At 45.2% G+C, this 23,687-nt stretch carries 16 protein-coding genes; 7 read left to right on the forward strand and 9 right to left on the reverse strand.

Annotated elements, in window-relative coordinates; translation table 11 throughout:
• Nucleotides 1-17: 17 nt before the first annotated feature.
• Together EGI32_RS16755 and EGI32_RS16760 are read right to left on the reverse strand one after the other, a co-directional pair.
• Nucleotides 18-503: an RNA polymerase sigma factor gene (locus EGI32_RS16755; RefSeq protein WP_255156505.1), complete on the reverse strand. Its 486-nt coding sequence runs from the start codon at nt 501-503 to the stop codon at nt 18-20.
• 93 nt (nt 504-596) lie between these two features.
• The gene (locus tag EGI32_RS16760) at nt 597-812 is read right to left on the reverse strand and encodes a hypothetical protein (RefSeq protein ID WP_255156506.1); all 216 of its coding nucleotides are present in this window, start codon (nt 810-812) and stop codon (nt 597-599) included.
• Between the two features lie 265 nt (nt 813-1,077).
• Between EGI32_RS16760 and kbl the strand changes: the two genes are divergently transcribed.
• Nucleotides 1,078-2,265 (forward strand): glycine C-acetyltransferase, encoded by a 1,188-nt coding sequence (kbl, locus tag EGI32_RS16765; protein ID WP_369681679.1) that lies wholly within the window; start codon nt 1,078-1,080, stop codon nt 2,263-2,265.
• A gap of 67 nt (nt 2,266-2,332) precedes the next feature.
• Here kbl and EGI32_RS16770 read toward each other — a convergent pair whose 3' ends face one another.
• A complete protein-coding gene (locus tag EGI32_RS16770) occupies nt 2,333-3,811 on the reverse strand; it encodes a T9SS type A sorting domain-containing protein (protein WP_255156508.1) in 1,479 nt (492 codons plus the stop codon).
• A 392-nt stretch (nt 3,812-4,203) separates the two neighbouring features.
• Here EGI32_RS16770 and EGI32_RS16775 point away from each other — a divergent pair, with 392 nt between their 5' ends.
• The 3 genes from EGI32_RS16775 to EGI32_RS16785 all read left to right on the forward strand — a co-directional run bounded on the left by EGI32_RS16775 (nt 4,204) and on the right by EGI32_RS16785 (nt 11,283).
• Entirely contained in the window at nt 4,204-7,248 is a 3,045-nt protein-coding gene (locus EGI32_RS16775; RefSeq protein WP_255156509.1) for a TonB-dependent receptor, read from the forward strand.
• 28 nt (nt 7,249-7,276) lie between these two features.
• A complete protein-coding gene (locus tag EGI32_RS16780; protein WP_255156510.1) occupies nt 7,277-8,620 on the forward strand; it encodes a RagB/SusD family nutrient uptake outer membrane protein in 1,344 nt (447 codons plus the stop codon).
• 125 nt (nt 8,621-8,745) lie between these two features.
• Nucleotides 8,746-11,283 (forward strand): M14 family metallopeptidase, encoded by a 2,538-nt coding sequence (locus EGI32_RS16785; RefSeq protein WP_255156511.1) that lies wholly within the window; start codon nt 8,746-8,748, stop codon nt 11,281-11,283.
• 251 nt (nt 11,284-11,534) lie between these two features.
• Here EGI32_RS16785 and EGI32_RS16790 read toward each other — a convergent pair whose 3' ends face one another.
• The 4 genes from EGI32_RS16790 to EGI32_RS16805 form a co-directional block, all read right to left on the reverse strand.
• On the reverse strand, nt 11,535-12,929 hold the full coding sequence (locus EGI32_RS16790; protein WP_255156512.1) for a hypothetical protein: 1,395 nt from the start codon (nt 12,927-12,929) through the stop codon (nt 11,535-11,537).
• A gap of 179 nt (nt 12,930-13,108) precedes the next feature.
• Nucleotides 13,109-14,047, reverse strand: a complete 939-nt coding sequence (locus EGI32_RS16795; protein WP_255156513.1) for a DUF6607 family protein — start codon at nt 14,045-14,047, stop codon at nt 13,109-13,111.
• A gap of 137 nt (nt 14,048-14,184) precedes the next feature.
• The gene (locus tag EGI32_RS16800; protein ID WP_255156514.1) at nt 14,185-15,585 is read right to left on the reverse strand and encodes an HmuY family protein; all 1,401 of its coding nucleotides are present in this window, start codon (nt 15,583-15,585) and stop codon (nt 14,185-14,187) included.
• Between the two features lie 53 nt (nt 15,586-15,638).
• Entirely contained in the window at nt 15,639-17,651 is a 2,013-nt protein-coding gene (locus tag EGI32_RS16805; RefSeq protein ID WP_255156515.1) for a TonB-dependent siderophore receptor, read from the reverse strand.
• A 183-nt stretch (nt 17,652-17,834) separates the two neighbouring features.
• Between EGI32_RS16805 and EGI32_RS16810 the strand changes: the two genes are divergently transcribed.
• The 3 genes from EGI32_RS16810 (at nt 17,835) to EGI32_RS16820 (ending at nt 21,143) form a co-directional block, all read left to right on the forward strand.
• Nucleotides 17,835-18,356, forward strand: a complete 522-nt coding sequence (locus tag EGI32_RS16810) for a GNAT family N-acetyltransferase (RefSeq protein ID WP_255156516.1) — start codon at nt 17,835-17,837, stop codon at nt 18,354-18,356.
• Between the two features lie 115 nt (nt 18,357-18,471).
• Entirely contained in the window at nt 18,472-19,848 is a 1,377-nt protein-coding gene (locus EGI32_RS16815; protein WP_255156517.1) for a LutB/LldF family L-lactate oxidation iron-sulfur protein, read from the forward strand.
• An 8-nt stretch (nt 19,849-19,856) separates the two neighbouring features.
• Nucleotides 19,857-21,143, forward strand: a complete 1,287-nt coding sequence (locus tag EGI32_RS16820; protein ID WP_255156518.1) for a polysaccharide deacetylase family protein — start codon at nt 19,857-19,859, stop codon at nt 21,141-21,143.
• On the opposite strand, the gene EGI32_RS16825 is transcribed toward EGI32_RS16820, so the two are convergent.
• The gene (locus EGI32_RS16825) at nt 21,121-22,041 is read right to left on the reverse strand and encodes a DMT family transporter (RefSeq protein ID WP_255156519.1); all 921 of its coding nucleotides are present in this window, start codon (nt 22,039-22,041) and stop codon (nt 21,121-21,123) included. The two genes, EGI32_RS16820 and EGI32_RS16825, sit on opposite strands and share 23 nt — an antisense overlap.
• Before the next feature lie 75 nt (nt 22,042-22,116).
• Nucleotides 22,117-23,631, reverse strand: coding sequence for a bifunctional phosphoribosylaminoimidazolecarboxamide formyltransferase/IMP cyclohydrolase (purH, locus tag EGI32_RS16830; RefSeq protein WP_255156520.1), 1,515 nt, complete (start codon nt 23,629-23,631; stop codon nt 22,117-22,119).
• Between the last annotated feature and the right edge of the window lie 56 nt (nt 23,632-23,687).

Consider the following 23,687-nt stretch of genomic DNA (forward strand, 5'->3'; position numbering starts at 1 on the left):
TGTTTGACCAGGTTTCCTCAGATCACATTTTCCGGTTTGATGATATATGCCTTCAGCTGCAAACGGGCCCTGTGCAGGTAAACTTTCACCTGGCTCTCGTTCAGGCCGGTGATCTCCCCGATCTCTGCATAGTTATATCCTTCGTAATCTTTCAGCATCACCAGGCTCCGTTGGGTTTCGCTCAGCTGGCTGAGGGCTTCCTGGAGGATCCTTTTGGTATTGTTCTGCTGCTGGTTTACACCTAAAGCCGTTTCTGAAAATTCATCCTTATAACTCACCCTTTTGCTCTTGCGGATATGATCGATCATCTGGTTGTAGGCGATCGTGAATAAAAAACTCTTGCTTTTTTCAGTGATCACCTGCTCCCTGTTGATCCATAGTTTTTCAAATGCCCCCTGTATAACGTCCTTTGCATCCTCTTCGTTACGAAGATTCTTCAGGATAAAGCGGTAAACATTATCCGAGTAAAGGTTCACACATTCGTTATATTCTCTTTCAGTCATACAGTTTGTCAGAAGCGGTAAAGTTAATCCAGATCGTTCGTTTTAGGTTATACGAATAGAAAAAAGGAAAAGTTACAGGGAATTTAAAAAAAATTATGAAGGGATATGAAAAATGCCCCTGGTGATGAAATTCAGCGGGGAAGAGGCGCCCCCAGGTATATCTTTTTGTTCGGTGCATTTGCCGGCAGGATTTTCTTTGAGGCAGGAACCCATACAGGAAGGGGGTGTTGAAGCACGTCCGTTCATCAGCAACCACGTAAATACCAATGCCAGTACTAGAAAAAGGGGGATATCTTTTTTGATCTGCATGAGCGCTGTTTATTGGTAAAACGAAACTAAAGGTTAAATGTTACAGATTTTAGCCATTAATGTTAAAAATAACAGCTGTTTTTTAACTTATAGACGGTTTTGCTGCTTCATTGTTACTAGCTTTGTAACATATTTTTATTTATCATCCATTTAAGACCGTGCCATCTCCGGAAAAAAATAACGGATGGCACGCAACAAAACCAAAAGCACCGTGCCAGCTCATTTTAAAACGGCGGATGGCACGGTTGAAAAAAAAGTCGATCATATGAATACAAAATTTGCCAGCCGTATTGGTGCCGAAGTAGAAGAGATCAAATCTGCCGGACTTTTCAAAAAAGAAAGGATCATCAGCAGCGAACAAGGCGCTGAGATCATCGTGAACGGGAATACCGTATTGAATTTCTGCGCTAATAATTACCTGGGACTTTCTTCGCACCCAAAAGTGCTGGAAGCGGCAAAAAAATACATCGATTACCGTGGTTATGGCCTTAGCAGCGTGCGTTTCATTTGCGGTACGCAGGATATACATAAAGAATTGGAAACTAAAATTGCAGGTTTTCTCGGTACGGAAGATACCATCCTTTATGCAGCCGCCTTTGATGCCAATGGGGGTGTATTTGAACCATTGTTCAACGAAGAAGATGCCATCATCAGCGATGCGCTCAACCATGCGTCTATCATTGATGGGGTAAGGCTTTGTAAGGCACAACGCTACCGCTACGAGCATAACAATATGGACGACCTGGAAGCCAAACTGAAAGAAAGTGCCCATCTCCGCAGCCGCATCATCGTTACCGATGGTTCGTTCAGCATGGATGGTACCATTGCGCAGCTGGATAAGATCTGCGACCTGGCCGATCAATACGATGCTATCGTAATGATCGATGAATGCCACAGCAGCGGGTTCATCGGCAAAACAGGCCGCGGCACACACGAATACCGTGGTGTAATGGGGCGTGTGGATATCATTACCGGTACGCTGGGCAAAGCCCTCGGTGGTGCCAGCGGCGGATTTACCAGCGGTAAAAAAGAGATCATCGAAATGTTGCGCCAGCGCAGCCGGCCATACCTGTTTTCAAATACGGTGGCGCCAAGTATCGTAGGAGCTTCCATAGCGGTACTGGATATGCTGAGCAGCACTACCGAACTCCGGGACAAACTCGAATACAATACAAAATATTTCCGCGAAAAAATGACCGCCGCAGGTTTTGACATAAAACCCGGCGAGCACCCGATCGTTCCCATCATGCTGTACGATGCCGTAATAGCACAAAACTTTGCGGCAAAGCTGCTCGAAGAAGGCATTTATGTGATCGGGTTCTTCTTCCCGGTTGTAGCCAAAGGCCAGGCCCGTATCCGCGTGCAATTAAGCGCAGCGCATGAACAGAAACACCTGGATAAAGCCATAGAAGCATTTACAAAAGTAGGGAAGGAGTTGGGGGTCTTGAAATGAGGCGATCAAATGTATAAACAAAGCCCCGGGATCATCCCGGGGCTTTGTTGTAATATAGTATAAGGCTCTATTTTTTGATGACCCTAAAACTACCACTTACATAACTGCTCCCATCACCTTTGTACTGCATGATATAAGTACCTGATGAAAGTTTGGTTAAATTGAGAGAAGCGTTGACAATGCCGCTGTTGAATGATTCCTTTTGGATGGAAACCGGTCTGCCCGTAACATCCAGCATGGTAAAAGTGATCTGCTGGCGGCGGTCTGCCTGAACCTGTAAAGTGAGGATGTCCATTACAGGATTGGGATAAAGAGCGGTGATGGTGAACGTCTTTTGAGGACTTGAAAGTTTCACCACATCCGAGTATTTAATCGTCCCGTCATTGTCGGTGATCCTCAGGCGGTAAAATGATGTTCCGGAAAAAGGATAGGCATCGGTTGCCGCATAGTTGGCACCCTGGCCTGCAGAAGCTTTGGGCAAGATAGTGTTGAATTGTACAAACGATATTCCATCCTGGCTGCGTTCGAGCGTATAGCTGCGAAGGCTTATTTCAGCGGCAGATCTCCACGAAAGTTCAGCCTTCCCATTATTCATTACACCCCTGAAGCTTACAAGGGTAACAGGCAAGATGCCGCAGGATGGTAATGCCGGGCAGGAACGCGTTTTGGTTACGCCTGTGATAGTATTGTACGCATTGTCGAAATCATTTCCCCGCAAACAGATCCCTTTCAGGTAATAATCCAGGAATGGCAACAGCATCGTCTGTACTTTATTGAAAACAATGGGAGTGTTGATGGAAGAACTGTTGCACCCCGAAAATACCTGCCCGGTGGCACAAATACCATTGTTGCCGGCAAATTGACAATGCAGGGCGTTCGTGATATTAATATAAAATTTACAGGAGGCAATATTATTATACATGGCCTGTTGTACTGCGGGTGCTGCAATACAATCATTGCTTCCGCTGAATATGAGGGATGGTTTTGTTACACTCAAAGCTGCTGTGGTAGCAGAAGGATTTGTTTCGGCGGCGGCGAAATTAAATAAAACACTGATCGCACTATTATTTTGCGCAGCCGCTAAAAAGCTGGATCCGCCACCCATCGAATGACCTCCTACCGCTGCTTTTTTGATTACCCGCTGGTAAAGAAAGGAAGAGGATGAATCATTTAACGAAGTTATATAGCTGCAAAGAAATGACAGGTCGCTTCCAAACTGCCCATGAGAAGGCAAAACGCCGCCCTCCGTTGCCGGAAGGGCTACTATATACCCGTATTTCACCAGTGAATCTGCCAGCCATTGGTAAGAACCCGTTCCAATAAGAAACCCATGGCCAAAGACAATTACCGGAAACGAGGCAGTGCCACCCGCCAGTGGCGTATTCGATCCCGCCACTGTTGCAGGATAATTGATATCAGTCTGAATAACCCGGTTGCTACGGGAAGCGTCAGTGAAGGAGACCGTCCGCTTTCCTACGGGGTATGGCTGAGCCGACAAGGATATACTAAACAGCAATACAGCCAGAAGTGTAATAAATACTTTCATGAAAGTAATTTTAAAATGATAAAAAATGTGGGGAGGAGGTGGCTTTAATAAGGATGGATATGCTGTCACTTCAATAATAAAGCCGTGTATAGCTTTTTTGAAGAATTTATTACAAATGACAGGGATACAACTTATATCATTAAATCCTGGAAAAAAAATGTTGTTGAGGAGTAACCTGTAAAAAGTGAAAAATCTTCCACAAAATGCTCAACGGACTCCAGAAACCTGTAGCCTTCACTTCGCTGCCGAACGATTGTAAGGACTAAAATAATTGATCAGGGTCAATAAAAATCAAATTTTTAGCCGGTTTATGGAAGCTAAGTTAATTTGTAATCAACATTTCATTAACTTATCTTTAACATACACATTTATTCACCTTAAAACTCCTTCTTATGATGAAATCAACACTTCTGTTGTTGCTGGTGTTCCTGCTATCGGGTTCTATGGCCTGGGCGCAAACCACTACCAGCGGCAAGATCACCGATTCCAAATCGGGCGCCGCCATTTCCAATGCTTCCGTTATAGTAAAAGGTACTTCTTCGGGTACTTCTACCGGCCAGGATGGTTCTTTCCGTATCGACATCCCTTCGGGTGGCGCAACGCTTGTCATTTCTTCGCTGGGGTATACCAGCAAAGAGGTATCAGCAAGCGGAACTACTACCAATGTAACGCTTGATGCCAGCGGCACCAAAAACCTGGATGAAGTGGTGGTGGTTGGTTTTGGTACACGTATCAAAAAAGACCTTACCGGAAATATCGCCAAAGTGAAGGGCAGCGATGTCCAGAATATGCCTGTTACCAACCTCAACCAGGCTTTGCAGGGGCGTGCGGCCGGTGTGTTTGTAGAAGCCAACAGCGGTAAAGTAGGAGAAGGGGTGAAAGTGTTGATCAGGGGTTCCGGATCGATTTCGGCCTCCAATAGCCCACTATATGTCATCGACGGTATTCCTATCAGTAATAACTCTTACTCAGGAAGCCCTATTTCCGATATCAACTTCAACGACGTTGAATCATTCGACATTTTAAAAGATGCCTCTGCTGCCGCCATTTATGGTTCCAGGGCGGCCAATGGAGTAGTGCTCATCACCACTAAAAAAGGACGCTCCGGGAAAACCAATTTCCAGGTGAATTCACAATATGGTGTCAACAAGCCTACACATTACCGCGGGTTCCTGAATGCGCCCGAATATGTTGCCCTGTTGAGAGAAGCCGCAATCAACAGCGATAATCTCGATGGTATAGATCCGCTGGATCCGGCACAATACCCTGATTCCTGGCTGGAATTTGCCGAGGGCAGGCTGGATCGTTATTCGGGCTGGTCAGACTGGAGGACCAACCAGACCAATACCAACTGGGAAAAGAAAGCATTTGATCCCGATGCCATGACTTCCGCATTGGATATTTCTGCTTCCGGAGGTACCGACCGTACAAAATATTATCTCAGCCTTTCCTATCTTAACCAGGATGGTATCCTGATAGGTAACAGGCTTAAACGCCTTTCTTCGAGGATCAATCTCGAGCAGGCAGTTTCTGACAAATTCAAGATCGGGTTGAATATGAGCTTGTCGCAAACGAGCGCCGGCCGTGTACAGGTAGACAATGAATTTGCTACGCCAATGCAGATAGTGGCCCTGAGCCCGGTGACGCCTTTCTACGACCAGGATGGTAATTTATCTACCCTGCCGGTTACCACCTACAACAACCCATACATCGATTACGCCGAAGGTAAATTCAAAGCTGTTATCTACAGGAATATCGGGAATATCTTCGGACAATATAATTTCAGCCGGTCACTTTCTTTCCGGACCGAATTTGGGGTGGATATACAAAACCAGAACGATGATCAGTTCTATGGCCCTAACACTACCTATGGTACAGGTAGTAATGGTTACGGCGAATCAGATTGGTTCCGCGGGCTGACTTACAACACCAATAACTATTTTACTTTCAAAAAGAATTTTTCACAAAAGCACGACCTGGAAGCGGTGGCAGGTATGTCGTTCCAGGATTACAATTCTGAATTTGCCAATGTATATGGGGAGCAGTTCCCTAACCAGCAGTTGCAAAAACTGGCGAGTGCGGGGTTAATAAAAGGCGGTACTTCCAGGGAATCTAATTCTACGTTCCTTTCTTATTTCGCCAGGGCGAATTATAAATTCAATAACCGCTACCTCGTTACTTTGAGCGGACGGGTGGATGGCTCTTCTGTATTTGGCAACGACAACCGTTATGGTTTTTTCCCGGCGGCATCTCTTGGCTGGATCGTTTCTGAAGAAAATTTCATGCAGGGGCAAAAATTGCTCAGTTTCCTTAAACTCCGTGGTAGCTGGGGACTTACCGGCAACGCAGATGGTTTTGGCGATTTCGCTTCCCGCGGATTGTGGGGAGGTGTAGCGTATAACGGAACCGGTGGGCTGGCTTCCACCCAGCTGGCAAATCCTGATCTTAAATGGGAAAAATCCAACCAGTTGGATTTCGGTATCGACTTCGGATTTTTCAACAACAGGATCAGTGGTGAGATCGATGTGTACAAACGCAAAACCGAAGACCTGATCTATAGCGTTCCCGTTCCGGGAAATACCGGTTATTCCAACAAACTGGTGAACCTGGGAGCAATGGAAAACAAAGGGCTTGAGATCGTATTGAATTCGGATAATGTAAGCACCAGGAATTTCAAATGGAGCAGCAACCTGAACCTTGCCTTCAATAAAAATAAGATCACCAAGCTGGATGGCGATCAGACTTTGATTGCGGGTAACGATGGCCGTTATCTTAACTCACTTATCGTTGGCGAATCTATCGGCGTATTTTACGGGCCTAAGTTTGCCGGGGCAGATCCTGCCAATGGCGATGCGCTGTATTATTTGCAGGATGGGAAAACCACGACCAATGATTATAATGCAGCCGGGAACTTCATCGTCGGTAACCCTAATCCCAAGCTGATCGCCGGTTTTGGAAACAGCTTCAGCTACAAAGGTTTTGAGCTGAATGTATTGTTCCAGGGAGTATTCGGCAACCAGATACAGAATGGCGCCGGTGGTTTCATGAGTGCAAGTTTTGACTGGTTCGATAACCAGACAAGAGACCAGCTTGACAGGTGGCAGAAACCTGGTGATATCACCCAGGTACCTCAGCTTCGCCTTGGCGGGGGAAATGGTATTTCTGCTTCCAGCAGGTATGTGGAAGATGGTGATTATGTACGCCTGAAAAGTGTTACACTGGCTTACAATTTTCCTGCATCGCTCATCCGCAGGGCAAAACTTACCAGCGCCAAATTCTATGTTACCGGTGTAAACCTTCTCACTTTTACCGATTACAAAGGTTGGGATCCGGAAGTGAATACCGATTACAGGGCAGGCAACAGGAACCAGGGAAGCGATTTTTACGCTGCTCCGCAGATAAAGAATTTTTCTGTAGGGCTCAACCTTGGTTTCTAATTTAATTATCCAATTTAATTTTACAACAATGAAAAAATTATCGATCTATATAATAAGCGCCGCCCTGCTGGTCACCGGTTGTTCAAAAAAATTAGATGTACAGCCAACACAGAGCGTAGATGAAGAATTTGTATTCACTTCCGATGCCAATATTAAAGCAGCGCTCAATGGTACATATGATGTAGTATCCGGCGCTTCCCTGCTGGGTGGCGATGTACAGATGTACTCCGAATTGCTTGGTGCAGGCGATGAGATCACCTGGGTGGGAACGTTCAATCAGCCGGATGAGATTTACCGGAAGGAAATCCTTACCAACAACAGTTTCATATCAGATACTTACCTGCAAGGATACCGGGCCATCAATATCTGTAACAACATCCTGGCAAATATCAATACCGTAAATCCGGCAGACCGCGACAGGGTGAAAGGGCAGGCCCTTTTTCTCCGCGGGCTCGTATATTTTGAGCTGGTGGAATTGTTTGCAAAACCATACAGCGCCGGCAATGTGGGCACAAACCCCGGGCTTCAGATAATCCTCACACCAACGGTGAATGGTGAAGTGACAGCAGCGAACAGGGTTGCCCGCAGCAGTGTACAGGACACGTATGCACAGGTGGTCGCGGATCTTGTTGCCGCCAAACCGATCATTGGTGGCGAAGTGGGCGAGTATGGCAGTGAATATGCCGTATCGGCCATATTATCGAGGGTGTATCTGCAAATGGGTAACTATGCAGGGGCACGCGATGAAGCCAATAATGTGATTGAAAATTCAGGAGCTGAACTGGAAACTGATTATGCGAAAGTGTTCAACAATACCTCTGCTTCCAAAGAAGATATCTATGTGCTGCCGGTGACAGCGCAGGATGGCTCGAATGATCTGCAGGTTTATTTCTCCATTACCGATTATGGGGCACGCGATGGCGATATCGAGATCAATGAAGATCACATCGATCTATATGATGCATCTGATGCCCGTGGGGCATTATTCTATCTCGATGGAAGCGATATCTACCGCAGTGGAAAATGGAAATTCCAGTACAGGTTCTTACCGGTTGTCCGCCTCGGCGAAATGTACCTTACAAGGGCTGAAGCCAATTTCAGGCTGGGTACATCCATTGGAGCCACTCCCGCACAGGATATGCTTGCCATACGCAGCAGGGCAGGTCTTGGAGCGGTAGCTACTAACCTGGCAAACATCCGTTACGAACGCCGGCTCGAGCTGGCGCATGAAGGACAACGTATCCAGGATATCAAAAGGTTCCAGGAATCTATTGATGGGTTCTCTTACGATGCCAACGAACTCGTATTCCCTATTCCGCTCCGCGAAATAAATGCTGGTGGCGGGGTATTGACACAGAACCCAGGGTATTAAATAAGGTCGGCTACCCTTAAAGCGGTCACTCCGCCAAACGTTGGCCGACCCATTACAAAAGTCAGGTAGTTTGAAAAAATTACCTGACTTTTGCTTTTCCATTATTAACTCCTAAATGATCCATTGTGAAAAAAATCCTGTTGCTTTCCGCGGCACTTGTTATCACTTTAATTTCTGTAGCACAATTAAAATCACCGGAAGAATTTCTTGGTTATAAGATCGGCAGCAGGTACACGCCACATTATAAAGTGGTCAGTTATTTTCAATATGTGGCGCAGGCGGCATCCGCAAATGTAAAATTGCAGCAGTATGGAGAAACGAACGAACATCGTCCGTTATATCTTGCCTTCGTTGCCTCGCAGGAGAACATGGCGAACCTCGAAAATATCCGCCTCAACAATCTTCGGCTGGCCAATGTGGCAAAGGATAGGATGATGCCGTCGGAAACCGCACCGGCCATCGTCTGGCTGAGTTATAATGTGCACGGCAATGAAACATCTTCTTCGGAAGCGGCCATGCTCACGGTGTTTGCGTTAGCAGATCCGTCAAACGCCCAGTCGAAAGAATGGCTGAAAAATACGGTAGTGGTCATCGATCCATGCCTCAATCCCGATGGAAGGGAACGTTATATCAACTGGTTCAATTCCGTAGTGGGGAAGGATTACAACCCGGCAAGGATCGCCCGCGAACACAGGGAACCGTGGCCGGGAGGAAGAAGCAATCATTACAATTTCGATCTTAACCGCGACTGGTCGTGGCAGACACAGGTGGAAAGCCGCCAGCGCATTGCGCAATACAACCAATGGCTGCCGCAGGTACATGTGGATTTTCATGAGCAAGGCCCTAACCAGCCCTATTATTTTGCGCCGGCAGCGCAGCCTTATCACGAAGTGATCACCAAATGGCAAAGGGATTTCCAGGAGTCTATCGGAAAAAATCACGCGAAATATTTTGATAAGAACGGATGGCTGTATTTTACCAAAGAGATCTTCGATCTTTTGTACCCTTCTTACGGAGATACCTACCCGATCTACAACGGCTCCATCGGCATGACCTACGAACAAGGCGGCGGCCCGGCAGGCGGACTGGGCATAGATACCGACGAAGGCGATACGCTCACTTTATATGATCGTGCCATCCATCACTACACAACAGGAATGAGCACGGTAGAAATTGCTTCGCAAAATGCTGCGGAACTTGTAAAACAATACCGCAGATTTTTTAATGAAGCTGTGAGTGGCAATATCGGCGAATACAAATCATATGTGATAAAAAATAATCCTGAAGATGCACAACGTTTGGCGGCATTAATGGAACTACTGGATAAAAACGGCATCCAGTATGGCACCACGGGCACCGGCACCGGGAGAGGGTACAGCTACCAGCAAAAGAAAGAAATGGCATTCAACTTTGCCGCAGGCGACCTGGTGGTTTCTTCTGCACAACCTAAAGCTGCATTGGTAAAAGTTTTATTTGAACCGGAAACCAAACTGGTCGATTCTGCTACGTATGACATCACTGCATGGGCAATGCCTTATGTATATGGACTTACGGGTTATGCCAGCAAATTGGTAGTAAGCACAGGTACAGGTAAAGTGCTGCCCGATTTTACCGACAACCTTCCGCAGGATGCCTATGGTTATGTGATCCGCTGGGATGGGGTTGCCTCTGCAAAAGTGATGGCGCAGTTGCTGGCAAAAGGAGTGAAGGTTCGTTTTGCAGAAACGGGTTTCAAAGCAAACGGGCAAGCTTATGGCAATGGGTCGCTCATCATCGTGAAGAAAGCCAATGAACGTTTTGGAAATACTTTATGGAAAGTGGTGAGTGATGTTTGCAATGCCAATAAGGTTAAGATGAATATGGTCAATACCGGCATGGTAGAAAAAGGATACGACTTTGGAAGTTATTATGTACACCCGATGAATGCCGTTCGTGTGGCGATGCTGACGGGTGAAGGCACCAATGAAAATGCGGCAGGTGAGATCTGGAATTTCTTCGACAATGAATTGAAATATAAACTCACGCTCATCAATGCCAATGATGTGAGCCGTATCCGCTGGAGCGATATAGACGTGCTCATCCTGCCGGACGGACGATACAAATTTTTGAGCGACAAAGATCAGGCAGAGCAATTCCGTCAGTGGATCGATAACGGCGGAAGAGTGGTTGCTCTGGAAAATGCAGTTTCGCAATTGTCCAAACAGGATTGGAGCCTGCTGAAATCGAAGAACGAGCCGGATTCCAATGCAGATGCTAAAGACAAGGATAAAGATCCGTACGAAGCCATCAGGCAGTTTGATTGCAGGGAAAGGAACATGTTGTCGTACAGCACACCCGGGGCCATCTTCAAAGTGGATGTAGATAATACACATCCGCTGATGTTCGGTTATCCGAAATATTATTACACGCTTAAAATGGACAATAAGGTTTACGAATTCATGAAAGAAGGCGGCTGGAATGTAGGGGTGATGCGTAAAGAAAATCAACTGGCGGGATATGTCGGGTACAAGCTCAACCCGAAATTAAAAGACGGTTTACTCTTCGGCGTACAGGAACTCGGCGACGGAACCGTTACTTATATAACCGATAATGTGATGTTCCGAAATTTCTGGGAGAATGGAAAACTGATGTTGTGTAATGCGGTGTTTATGGTAGGACAGTAATCAATTAATAATTAACAATTAAGAATAGGAATGCGCCTGTGGCGCATTCTTTTAAAAAATGGCTCGTATTGCGAGCCATTTTTCGTTGAGTTGAAGTTGAGAACGTACTATGCGTAAGTTCTTTAATAAAGTTACGATTATTTACCGCAGAGACCGGGAGTTAAAGCATTTTCGCGGAGAAGAAAATTTATCTCTGCGAAAATGCTGCTTTCTCTGACTTTCTGCCGTCAAACGAGAGGTCGTTCTTTTCATTATTTGATTATTTTACCGGGAAAATATTTATTCATTAATGCTTCTACAGATGACAGATGCCTGTTAATGATAAAAAGTTTTGTATTGTCCTTTAGTGTAAAAACCCGGATGAATTCTTTTGTAAGATCTGGTGTACTATTTTTTAATTCATCAAAACTATTCTTTGCAATAGCATAAACTTCTTTGTGCCGTGAAGAAATAACCAGCACTTTTGTTACCGGCATTTCTTTTGCCCTGTCTATTTCTTGCTGGCTTACCGGGCTTCCGGTTCTGTTGTTGGAATAAAAGCGGTAATTTTTTCTGAAATAGGCAATATCATCCCGGTTGTCTGATATAATATACCGGTACATAAAAAGATGCGCCAGTTCTTTATTCCAGTCTCCAAATTTTGTATCGTACGTTTTTACATACGTTTTTACAAAAGCTTCATCGATAGGTTTTTCTTCTTCCACATATTTTTTTAGCAAGGCGTAAGTTTCTTTCGCCATGCCCGTAATATATTTATTCGCGTACCAATCCTCTTCATCTATCTTTCCATTTATCTTTTCCATGAGATAGCCATTGCCGAGGCCGGTAGCCAGTACTTCATTCAGCAACAACAACGCATACTGGCTGTTAGGCGAATGGGTATCACGGAACCATTTTGTAATATCTTTTTTTAAAGAAAGCGATTGGTTGTCGTACAGTATATGATAAATTTCGTGCATCGCCACGCTGAAAAAAGAAGTAAAATCCTTCAAATTGACGGGTGGCTCGCAAATGGCTACATTGATAAATGCCCTGGCACCAAGATTGCCTTTTTCGTATGACGGCAAAAGGCAGATGTCAAAGGGAATGGTGGGGTCCCACAAAACATCATAAAAAGCTATGCCCTTATCAAAAAAATCAGCGAATTTATTATTGTCAACATATTCCTGCAGGCTATTTTGTTGTTGGGTAAATGAAGCTTTATTAGGTTCGAAAACCAGTTCGCGATATATGGAGGTAAAAATTTCGATTGTTTTTGAAAAGGCAACAAGATCCTCGTTGGGTATTATTCCCGCAGACTTTTCTTTAAATTCTTCTATCGACTGGCTGATCGCGAGATTCTTTTCTATAAAATCACGCGACATAAAACCTACTTTCAGGGGCGAAGGATATTGGGCAAACGGGTAGGAGTAATCAATCCGGATTTGCGAAAAATCTTCGATCATTTTGAGGGCACCGGCGGTATTGTATAATGATTTTTCGAAAATGGTTTTCAGGTCATTGTCGGGATAGCCAGAGCTTATTTTTGTAAGGAAATCGTAAGTGGCATACAATTCAGAATAGTGCACTTTGAATTTTACGCTGTGTTGTGCAGACAAACAAAACGAATTGGCAAAAAAAACGATCAGGAGAATAACTCTTAGCATGTTAGAAGATTTGGTATTGCAACAAATGCAATGTACGAAAAGCTTCCTATATGGAATGGTTAAGGATTTCCTATTTTTTAAAGGTAGTAAACTTACTTGCGGTGTGATCTTTTATGAAGGTAACAATAACAGAAAGTCTCCCCAGGGAGACTTTCTGTTATAATATTTGAACCTGAAACTTATTTCGCCTGCGCTACAGTTTCATCATCATGCCCCAGGAATTTCCCGATGTTGGCTTTGATAGAAGCATCAATATCTTCGGGTTTTATTTTGCCTGTGCGGTAGTCTGCAGCAAGAGCATACAGGTATTCGTGTAATACTTTACCATCCACTTTTGTTTTCAATTCGATGGTACTGTTTTTTGCTACGTAATCAGCCCAGATCAATCTTACTTTTGTCCAGTAAGCCTTGTTCTTTTCCCAATAAGCCAATGCCGGTGCACATTTGGAGCTGTCGATCCTTTTGTAGGAGTTGATACCTTTTTCAGCAACCAGCAATTTTTCCGTATTCCCGCTGCGAAGGATCTTCTGGTTGTCCTGCTCGTGCAGGTAACCATCTTTGGTGATAGAGATCCTGTTGGTGCGCCTTAAGATATTGTAATCGCTCCTTACAGAATATTCCCTTCTTGGCAGAGGAGCATCGGTGGTATTGGTCCATACATTTTTGCCGTCTACAGTCAGCCATGGAGCAGTGCCCTGATAACGCGGCTCATCGCTCACTTCCCATACTGATTGAGTCCAGGTGCCTTTTACAGTTGATGCAGGCAATTTTTCTTTTTTCCAGGTCTTGTTTCCTTTGTAAGAAAAAATTTCATTGGCTTCGTATGTCCAGTCTTCACGCCAGTGCTTTACGATCATGGAATCAGTGATCACCAGCAAATGCTGCATCACGATCTTTTTATCACTTACTTCTACCGGGAAAACCAGCTCGGTTCCGCCACTGATCTCTTCACGGTTATGATATTTGTAAGATGGGTCAGGCGAAAATGTTTCCGCATATTTGAATTCCACATCGAAGCATCCACAAAGCTTTTCTACCTGTGGTTTGTCTTTTACGGCCTGGGCGCTGGCGGAAGCTGCCAAAACTACTCCCAGTATCAATCCTGCTATCTTTCTCATTGAAACTTGTTTTTTAGTTGAATGCAAAGCAACGCAATCTGACATTGACATGACTTTCCTAACGGGAAAACGGTTTACGCGAAAAGGAAAAAGCTCCGCAAACCTGCAGAGCTTTTTTGTGATATATTGTTCAGCTATTATCCTTTCTTAACAAGTGCATATTCAAATGCCGGGTAACCCCTTTCGCCGCCTTGCGTAAGCGCAGTGAAACGAAGTTTGTAATAATTATTTTCACCATCTTTTATAATGTAAAAGCGGTCTGTACGTACTGCCGGAGCGCTCGATGGGCCACCACCTGCACGCCAGTCTGAACCGATGTTAACCTGTGAGTTAGATAGTACGAGGCCTGTAAGATCGGCTTCTCCAAATGCTTCATAAGTTTTAGTGGCCGTCATTACCCTTACTGTGCTGGTATTGCGGTTCTGGATGATCATATCCTGGAACAGATACGGTACGGCACCTCCACCAAAGTCTGTCATGTTGGAAAAATAAGACCAGGCGATATCCCATTTTTCTTTAGCTGGTTCTACCGCTACTGCCCCGTTTTCAAACGAAGCGTAATTGAAAAAATACGCAGTTGTCTTCGGGATATCTATTGAAGTAAAAGTAGCAGAAGCAATATCAGCGTGTTGTAAAGTATAACCGCCGGAAGCATTCCGGATCACACGGATCTTTTTCCAACCCCTTGCAGGAGCAGGGTTTCCAACACCGGTACCACGGTTTACGATGTATACTTTGTTGTCAGTTGCGGTAGCAGAGATAGCAGCGATCGCTGTTTTTGTCAGGTCGCCTGTTGGGTAATCGATGTATGCCAGTGACTGTGTGGTTGGTGCGGTCTGATTGAAGAATACGTCTGCAGAGAAACCCAGTGTATCAGCAGCGGTAACGGTAGTAAGGTCATTCTTGTTGATCTGTTTTGCCATCATAGCAGTAGATGAATTGAGGATAACCCTCCAGTCGTCAGCGCCGCTGTAAAAACCAAGGTCCCATTTGGTACGCAATACGCTTTCCTGTGCATTGGCGCTAAGATCAAAGAAAACTTTATTGCCATAAGTGGCACCACCGCCATTACCTACGGTTGAAGCCCCTGTAGAAGTAATTTTGGAAAAGCTTAAAGTGAATTCATTCGTAGAACCGATCAATACCGGAGTACCGGAAGAGATGATCTTGAAAGTAACTTTTTCACTTCCGCTGTAAGCAGCGCCTGCAGATTTGGTTAAAGTAAAGCTGGCTTCGCTGCTGCCGCTTAATATTGTTACCGGAATATTCCCAGAAACCGCCGCAGGGCTTGTGGTGTAATTAACCGCACCTGTAAAACCTGTGGGAGTAACGCTTATCACTAAAGGAATGTCCCTGTCTGTTGCTCTTGATAACTGCACTTTCACGGTGATGCTGTTGGTACCTTCATCGATACCCTGCAGAGCAGCGGTAAATTGTACCAGGTTGTCCGGCAAAGGAGCATCTTCTTTTCTACATGCGGAGAATACCAGCACAGCAGAGAGCGCCAGCATAAATAATTTTGTCAGTTGTTGTTTCATTGATTCTGTTTTAGTGGGATAAAATATATTGATTTGCTAATGAGGACGAATGATTATTTGCTCCGGTTGAATGTCAGTCCTGCGAAATAAGAACGGCCATAACCTACCGAGCTGTAGCTGCCGGCCGTATGTGCGCCCCCCGAAACTGCGCTGCTCAGGATATTCGTTACATCAAACAGGTTGCGCACACCTGCATTGAGCGTAAACATTCCGAATAGTTTTTTATTCACCGTAAGATCGGCAGTATGGTAGCCCTCGGTTTCGGAAAGAACGATAACGTTGTTATTATCCGTTACATATTGCGGCAGTTTGCCCGTGAATTTGTAAAAAAGGTTGGCGTTGAGCCCTATCTTGGTGAAGTTGTATCCAACTGTCGCGTTGATCTCAGAAGCATATTTGAATTCAGGCAAAGATTTATCTTCTTCCCTCAGTTGGTTGTACCTGCCGGTGTGAGAATAACCCAATGCAGCAGTGAGGTTTTTGTTGTGCAACTCAACACCGGCTGTTCCACCAACCGTTTTAAATTTGTAAGCATTGATGTATTTGAATACAGAAGGATTGTTGACATCCAGCGCAATCGTGATATTGTCATTCACTTCATTATAAAAACCGCTCAAAGTAGCAGTCAATGAATAATCTTTATCAAGCCTTTTCTGCCAGCTGAGTGAACCGGTGTAACTGTTGGAATTTTCAGCTTTCAGATCAGGGTTACCGAGAATATTGTGGTTGGCATCATTGAAATCGAAATACAGTTCCCGGATAGATGGGGCCCTGAAGCCTCTTGCATATGCCAGGCGCAGGTCAAGGTCTTTGTTGAGCACGATCTTTGTGTTCAGGCTTGGAACCACTGGCGGCGCATCGTAGTCTGAGTTGTGGATGAAACGCAATCCCGGCCTGATGTTCAGCCAGCTCAATGGTTTTATTTCCGAGGTGATGAAGAACGCGTAATCTTCAATTGATTGTTTGCCATCTTTTACACGATCGCCTTCGCCGCTTTCAAGATTGATATCTACACCCGGTTGAAAAGAAATGAATTGTGATGGGGTATACACTACCGATCCGCGGAAAATGCCGCCATCAGTAGTGTTGAGGCTGTGCAGCCCGGGAGCCGTTGCTACCCGCACATCGCCGTTCGGATAATATAAAGTAGAATATACCTGGCGGGTGAAATGGGTATAAGAAGCCAAAGCATTTGCTACCAGCTTTGAATTGAAGGTATACGTACCCTGAACCTGGTGCATCGCCCTGTCGGTGATATAATCCTGGTCTACCGCAGGATTGTTATTTTCTGGATTGGCCGGGTTGTTGATGATCTCATCCAGTCCGTCGAAACGATAATAAACATTCAGTCCGCCTTTCCGGTAGCCGATCACGCCGTTGCCGGTGACCTGGTCTTTTTTGTGCCAGAGCAATTCCCTTCCGATAGCGGTATCTTTCCATCCCAGGAAAAGATTGCGGCCGACAGCGCCACTGAAATACCAGTTTTTGTAATTGTAACTCGCCCCAAGATATTGGTTGTGGATGCCACGGTTGAAATCATATTCTTTTCCTACCGTTTCTTCCTGAACCCTTGCAGTCACAGAAAATTTACTGCGGCCCGGTTTTTTGGTGATGATATTGATAACACCTGCCAATGCATCGGCTCCATAGATCACCGACATTGGTCCTTCCACTATTTCAATCCGTTCGATCGTATTTATATCTAGCTGGTTGATGTTGATCTCGTTGCCGGTTCCCTGGCGGCCGATAAATGGTACACCATCCAGCAGGATCTTTACATTTTGTCCGGAGAGGCCCATCATAGTAATACCGGCACCACCGGTAGCCGGATCCTGCGACCATTGAATATTCAATTGTTTGTTCAGCACATCCTGTACATTGGCAGGGGCCTGGCGCAGGATCTGCTCGTGAGAGATCACCCTTACCTGGTATACCGAACTTTTCAGGCTTTGTGGCTTGTATTGCCCGGTAACGATCACTTCTCCGAGCTTTTTCACAGTAGTATCTTCCTGTGCAAATGCATTCCCTGCAAACAAACCTGCCAGTACAAAACCGATTATTTTCATATCATTAATTTTGGAAATAAATTGCTGCGATTGGTAATCGCCACTCTGCAGCTTTTGAATTTGTGCAAATGTGACACTTAATGAAAGGAGTTGCTTTACAATATGGAAAAAGCATTTACGAGAAGAGTAAATAGAACTTTTTTTGTTGACAGTGTCATGACACTTCACTGATAATTATAAGTTATGGTAAACCTGTTATCTACACAAAGATTGACATTACGGAAGTTGACAACTGATGATGCACCATTTATCCTGGGGTTGCTCAATACCCCGGGATTTTTAAGATTCATCGGCGACCGCAAAGTGAGATCGGTAAAAGATGCGGAAACATATCTCATCAATGGCCCGTTGCGTAGCTATCATGAAAATGATTTCGGCCTCTGGCTTTTTTTATTGAAAAGCGGCGAACCGGTGGGTATGTGCGGATTGATACGGCGCGAAGGATTGGCGGATGTGGATATCGGCTTTGCCATGATGCCTGCGTTTGAAGGAAAAGGTTATGCCTTCGAGATCGCTTCGGCGGTAATGGAATATGGCAGAAAAAAATTCGCGTTGAAACGTATTGTGGCGATCACCACAGAAGACAATGAACAATCTATCCGGTTGCTCAAAAAGCTTGGGCTCATATTTGAAGAATTCATTTACCTGCCAAATGATGAGGAAAAGCTGATGTTGTTTGGGAACAGAAAAATAATGGATAATTGATAACGTTTTCGATCGAAAGGACTATCGATAATTTATTACAGTTTTCAGGGGAAAACATTATCCATTATCCATTCTCTCATTATCCATTACTTTTGCTTACACAATTTCACCTTGGATGTCAGAGAATTCAGAAACATTTTTAGCCAAGAGCACTATCCGGGCGGCTGATATGCAGCACCGCAAAACGATCAATTTCAATATTGGCCGTTACAATGCCGTTGTGCCGCAAGGCAAGCAGCAATTTGACGATGTGCACCTGGCGCGGGAGCGTGCGAAAAATATCAAGTGGCGGGCGATTGAAACACTGGATCAGCAACTGGAAGAGTTTGAACTCAATTTCAGCAAGCGGGGCGGTAAAGTGATCTGGGCGGAAACCACGGAGCAGGCCATTGAAGAGATCATACGCATCTGCAAAGAAAAAAACTGCAAGACGCTGGTGAAAAGCAAAAGCATGGCTACGGAGGAAATACACCTCAATGCGGCCATGGAAAAAAATGGCATCGAAAGTGTGGAAACGGATCTCGGCGAATACATTCAGCAACTCGATGGTGAGCCACCCTATCATATCGTAACGCCGGCCATGCACAAAAGCAAGGAAGATGTGGCGAAACTTTTCCATGAGAAATTAGGAACACCGATCAATTATACACCTGCAGAACTAACCCAGGTGGCCCGGCAGATACTGCGGGAAAAATACGTACAGGCCGAAGTGGGTGTTACCGGCGCCAATTTCATCATCAGCGATATCGGTGGTATAGCCGTAACCGAAAACGAAGGTAATGCCCGCCTGAGCTGCGCTTTCCCAAAAACACATATCGTGGTGGTGGGCATTGAAAAAATGATACCTTCTGTGACCGACCTGGCCTTGTTTTGGCCATTGCTGAGCACGTTTGGTACGGGGCAGAAAATAACAGTTTACAATAGCATCATCACCGGCCCGAGGCAGGAAAATGAGACCGATGGCCCGGAAGAAATGTATGTGATACTGCTCGACAACGGGCGCACGAATATTTTACAAAATCCTGTCCAACGCGAAAGCCTTTATTGTATCCGCTGCGGCGCCTGCCTCAACGCTTGTCCGGTGTATAAAAATATCGGCGGTCATACTTACGGTACCACTTACAGTGGCCCGATCGGGAGCGTGATCACGCCCAACCTGAAAGGGATGGAAGATTTCAGGCACCTGAGTTATGCGTCCTCTCTTTGCGGAAACTGCACGGAAGTATGTGCGGTGAAGATCAACCTGCATGAGCTGCTGCTCGATAACAGGAAGGAAGCGGTGGAAGAAGGATTGACCAGTTTTGCAGAACGTGCGGCATGGAAAATGTGGAAACTGGCAAGCCTCAAAAGAGGGATAATGAACCTGGGCAGCGGCCCGTTGAAGAACAAAGTGGTGAACGGATTGTTTAAAGATTGGAACAAACACAGAGCCAACCTCGATTTCAGCAAGAAAACCTTCAACCAGATGTGGAAGGAACGATATAAAAAATAATACCGCACATGCTATTGATCTACAGTGCTGTCACTTCTTACCGGTTGCAATATATCTGCCAGTTCATTTTTAAGGAGCAACTGGGGATCACTTACAGCCTTACCCTCGACGCGGATGGCTTTGCAGCACACGATGGGCCCAAGGTCAATTACAGCAAAGCGATATTTGCCAACAATGGTTTTGCCATTAGGAATACAGGTCTTCTTTTTGAAACAGGAGTAAAGGCGCAAGCCATCGAATGTTTTGAAGCGAATGGTAATAAAGCGTTTTTCAAAATTGAGGACAGCGATTTTCCATTTGATATTTTTGCGGCATCATTTTATCTGCTCAGCCGTTATGAAGAATATCTTCCCCACACAAAAGATATGTACGGGAGATATGCACATGAAAATTCATTGGCGTTTAAAGAAGGTTTTTTAAACAAGCCACTGGTGAATTTCTGGATACAGGATTTTGCGAAAGCGTTGCATACGAAATTCCCTGCCATCAGTTTTCAATTTCCTGAATTCAGCTTTACTCCTACTTACGATATTGATATCGCCTATTCTTATCGCAATAAAGGATTGCTGCGCAATCTTGGCGGTTTCATCAAATCGCCTTCAATGGAAAGAGTGAATGTATTGCTGCGGCTAAAGAAAGATCCCTACGATGCGTATGATTTTCTGGATAATCTTCACCGGTCGTATGGACTACAACCAGTTTATTTTTTCCTGGTAGCTACTTCGCAAGGTGAATACGATAAGAACCTTTCGCCATATGCTTATGCCATGTGGCAACTGATGCGGCAGCACGCAAAAAAATACCGGGTCGGTATTCATCCTTCATGGAGAAGTTTTGAAAAGCCGGAATTGATAAAAAAAGAAAAACGTATTGTAGAAACTGCGGGCAAAATGGAAGTGAATTTGTCACGACAGCATTACATAAAACTGGCATTACCCGATACTTTTCGCCATCTGCTCGATGCAGGGATCACTCATGAACATAGTATGGGCTACGGCAGCATCAACGGTTTCAGGGCATCGGTAGCATCGTCGTTCAATTGGTACGATCTTGATGCCGAACAGGTGACAAGGCTCAGGTTGCATCCGTTTTGTTTCATGGATGCGAACAGTTTTTTTGAACAGAAACAACAGGCCGCCGAGTCGTATGATGAACTGCAATATTACTACGATGCCTGCAAAGCCGCCAATGGCCGGCTGATCACGATATTTCACAATAATTTTTTAGGGACTTCCAGGCAATTTGATGGCTGGCGCGAAATGTACCAGCGGTTTATAACTCAGCTTCCGCGATGATCTTTTCATTCGTTTTTTTGATGCTGTAATTTACCAGGTAAACGCCGGACAGCGTTACGATGGATCCCCATAAGATGTTCATGGTAAGATGTTCGTTCAGCAGGAAAGAAGCTGCCAGCATGGCTACCAGCGGATTGATATATGCATACAATGAAGCGATTGCCGCGGGCAGCTTTTTCATGGAGTAAATGAATGCGATGAAAGCACCCACAGATCCCACCGCAACAAGATATGCGATGATGCCCCAGGTGTTGATGCTGATGGAAAATATGTTCACCGGTTTTTGCGTGGTATATGCCATGATGAATAAGATGACAGATCCGATCAGCATTTGCCAGCCTGTGCCATAATACGGATTCAGATTAGCCTTATTCCGCGAAAGAAAAACGGTACCGAGGCTCCAGGCCAGCATGGCAAAAATGGAAAGGCATAGCCCCAAAAAGAAATTAGGTCCCTGGTGTGCAAACGCGTGTTCGTAAAATACAATGGCGATGCCGGCGATGCCTAAAAAAAGCCCTATAAAAGTTATGGCTGTCATGTTTTTCTTTTTCAGAAAAACCCGTTCGATCACCACCACGCTTAATGGATAGAGGGCGCCGATCAAAGCGCCCAGCCCGGCAGGAATATATTGTATACCCCACATGCTGAATCCATTCGCAAAAACGAACATGAGAAATGCCATCACCAGCAGCCAGCGAAATTGCTTTGCCGTAGGCAAAGGCATTTTTTTATAAATAAGAAAAAAAGCTACCAGGAATGTACCGGCGAGGAACTGGCGTATGGAAGCCATCTGCAATGCAGGGACTTCTTTTACGCCGATCTTGCTGGCCACCCACGTAGTGCCCCACACGATGCTCGTGATGGAGAGTGCGATGTAACCTTTTCCTTTGCCGTTCATAAAATCTATGATCTGTGATGTATGATCTGAATTGTTCTATTGATCATAGATCGCAGATCATACATCATAGATTCTTTAGTGTTTAAAATGCCTCAAACCCGTGATCACCATCACCAGGCCATTGTCTTTGCAGTAAGCTATGCTGTCTGCATCGCGGATGGAGCCGCCCGGCTGGATGAATGCGCCAATGCCATTCTGGTGAGCGATCTTTACGCAGTCGTCAAACGGGAAGAACGCATCACTGCCTAATACAGCCCCATTCAGGTCTGCGCCAAATTGTTTGGCTTTTTCTATCGCCTGGCGCAGAGAATCGATGCGGCTGGTTTGTCCGCAACCTTTCCCGATCATCTGTTTGTTCTTCACCAGCGAAATGGAATTGCTCTTCAGATGTTTGGCAATGATGTTGGCAAATACCAGGTCTTCTTTTTCAGTGGCATTGGATTCGCGGCCACCCACTTCTTTCCATTCTGCATAATTGCCTTCATCGTTTTGCTGCAGCAACATCCCGTTCAGTAATGACTTGTATTGAATAGTTGCGGCAGGAAATTGTTTTACCTGCAACAGGATACGGTTTTTCTTTTGTTTCAACACTTCCAGTGCATCATTGTCAAATGCAGGAGCTATCAGTACTTCAAAAAACAATTCGTTGATAGCATTCGCTGTAGGCGGATCAACTGTTTTATTGCATACCAGTACACCACCAAAAGCGCTTTCCGGGTCGCCGGCCAAGGCGGTATCCCAGGCTTCTTTCAACGTGCCGCGGATAGCTACACCACATACGTTATTGTGCTTGATGATGGCAAAAACGGCTTCGTCGTTTTCCTGCAGGTCTTTCGACAATTGTATCGCCGCGTCCACATCAACGAGATTGTTATAGCTGAGTTCTTTGCCATGCAGTTGAGTAAATATTTCACCGAGGTTACCAAAATAAGTCGCCGACTGATGCGGGTTTTCGCCGTAGCGTAATGTCTTGGATTCTTTATTGAATGGCGTTTCAATGCTGATGCCATTGAAATATGAAGAGATAGCCGTGTCGTATTGTGTGCACACATCAAATGCTTTGATGGCGAATGTGCGGCGCTGAGCCAATGTGGTTTCGCCATTTTGCGAAGCCAGTATTTCTTCCAGTAAACTGTAATCTTTTTTTGCAGCAACCACTACCACAGATTGATGGTTTTTTGCAGCCGCCCGTATCATCGATGGGCCGCCAATATCGATCTTTTCAATGATGAGGCTTTCATCTGTAGTGGACTTTACGGTTTCTTCAAACGGGTACAGGTCTACGATCACAAGATCGATCTCAGGGATTTTATATTCCGCCATTTCTGCCAGGTGGGTAGTGTCTTCCCGTTTACCAAGGATGCCCCCAAAAACGGAAGGATGCAAAGTCTTCACCCTGCCGCCCAATATGGAAGGGTAAGAGGTCAATGATTCTACAGGCACACATTTTACGCCGAGTTTTTCGATGAAATCCTGGGTGCCGCCGGTGCTGTAAATGGTTACTCCTTGCTGGTCGAGCAGTTTTACGATATTTTCCAGGCCATCTTTGTAAAAAACAGAAATGAGGGCAGATTTGATTTTTTGTTGCATTGAATACCGGTTAATGATGAATGGTTAAAAAAGAAGCAGCAAACGAGGCTTTTGGT

Origin of the sequence: Ferruginibacter sp. HRS2-29 (genome assembly GCF_024343615.1) — a bacterium.
In the GTDB taxonomy this organism is placed as follows: Bacteria; Bacteroidota; Bacteroidia; order Chitinophagales; family Chitinophagaceae; genus Ferruginibacter.

Excerpts from the sequence above, each read along its gene's own strand:
- EGI32_RS16815 (WP_255156517.1), top strand. The coding sequence starts at position 18,472 with ATGTCAGAGAATTCAGAAACATTTTTAGCCAAGAGCACTATCCGGGCG.
- purH (WP_255156520.1), bottom strand. The coding sequence starts at position 23,631 with ATGCAACAAAAAATCAAATCTGCCCTCATTTCTGTTTTTTACAAAGAT.
- EGI32_RS16820 (WP_255156518.1), top strand. The coding sequence starts at position 19,857 with ATGCTATTGATCTACAGTGCTGTCACTTCTTACCGGTTGCAATATATC.
- EGI32_RS16790 (WP_255156512.1), bottom strand. The coding sequence starts at position 12,929 with ATGCTAAGAGTTATTCTCCTGATCGTTTTTTTTGCCAATTCGTTTTGT.
- EGI32_RS16805 (WP_255156515.1), bottom strand. The coding sequence starts at position 17,651 with ATGAAAATAATCGGTTTTGTACTGGCAGGTTTGTTTGCAGGGAATGCA.
- EGI32_RS16775 (WP_255156509.1), top strand. The coding sequence starts at position 4,204 with ATGATGAAATCAACACTTCTGTTGTTGCTGGTGTTCCTGCTATCGGGT.
- EGI32_RS16795 (WP_255156513.1), bottom strand. The coding sequence starts at position 14,047 with ATGAGAAAGATAGCAGGATTGATACTGGGAGTAGTTTTGGCAGCTTCC.
- EGI32_RS16810 (WP_255156516.1), top strand. The coding sequence starts at position 17,835 with ATGGTAAACCTGTTATCTACACAAAGATTGACATTACGGAAGTTGACA.
- EGI32_RS16755 (WP_255156505.1), bottom strand. The coding sequence starts at position 503 with ATGACTGAAAGAGAATATAACGAATGTGTGAACCTTTACTCGGATAAT.
- kbl (WP_369681679.1), top strand. The coding sequence starts at position 1,078 with ATGAATACAAAATTTGCCAGCCGTATTGGTGCCGAAGTAGAAGAGATC.
- EGI32_RS16780 (WP_255156510.1), top strand. The coding sequence starts at position 7,277 with ATGAAAAAATTATCGATCTATATAATAAGCGCCGCCCTGCTGGTCACC.
- EGI32_RS16770 (WP_255156508.1), bottom strand. The coding sequence starts at position 3,811 with ATGAAAGTATTTATTACACTTCTGGCTGTATTGCTGTTTAGTATATCC.
- EGI32_RS16800 (WP_255156514.1), bottom strand. The coding sequence starts at position 15,585 with ATGAAACAACAACTGACAAAATTATTTATGCTGGCGCTCTCTGCTGTG.
- EGI32_RS16825 (WP_255156519.1), bottom strand. The coding sequence starts at position 22,041 with ATGAACGGCAAAGGAAAAGGTTACATCGCACTCTCCATCACGAGCATC.
- EGI32_RS16760 (WP_255156506.1), bottom strand. The coding sequence starts at position 812 with ATGCAGATCAAAAAAGATATCCCCCTTTTTCTAGTACTGGCATTGGTA.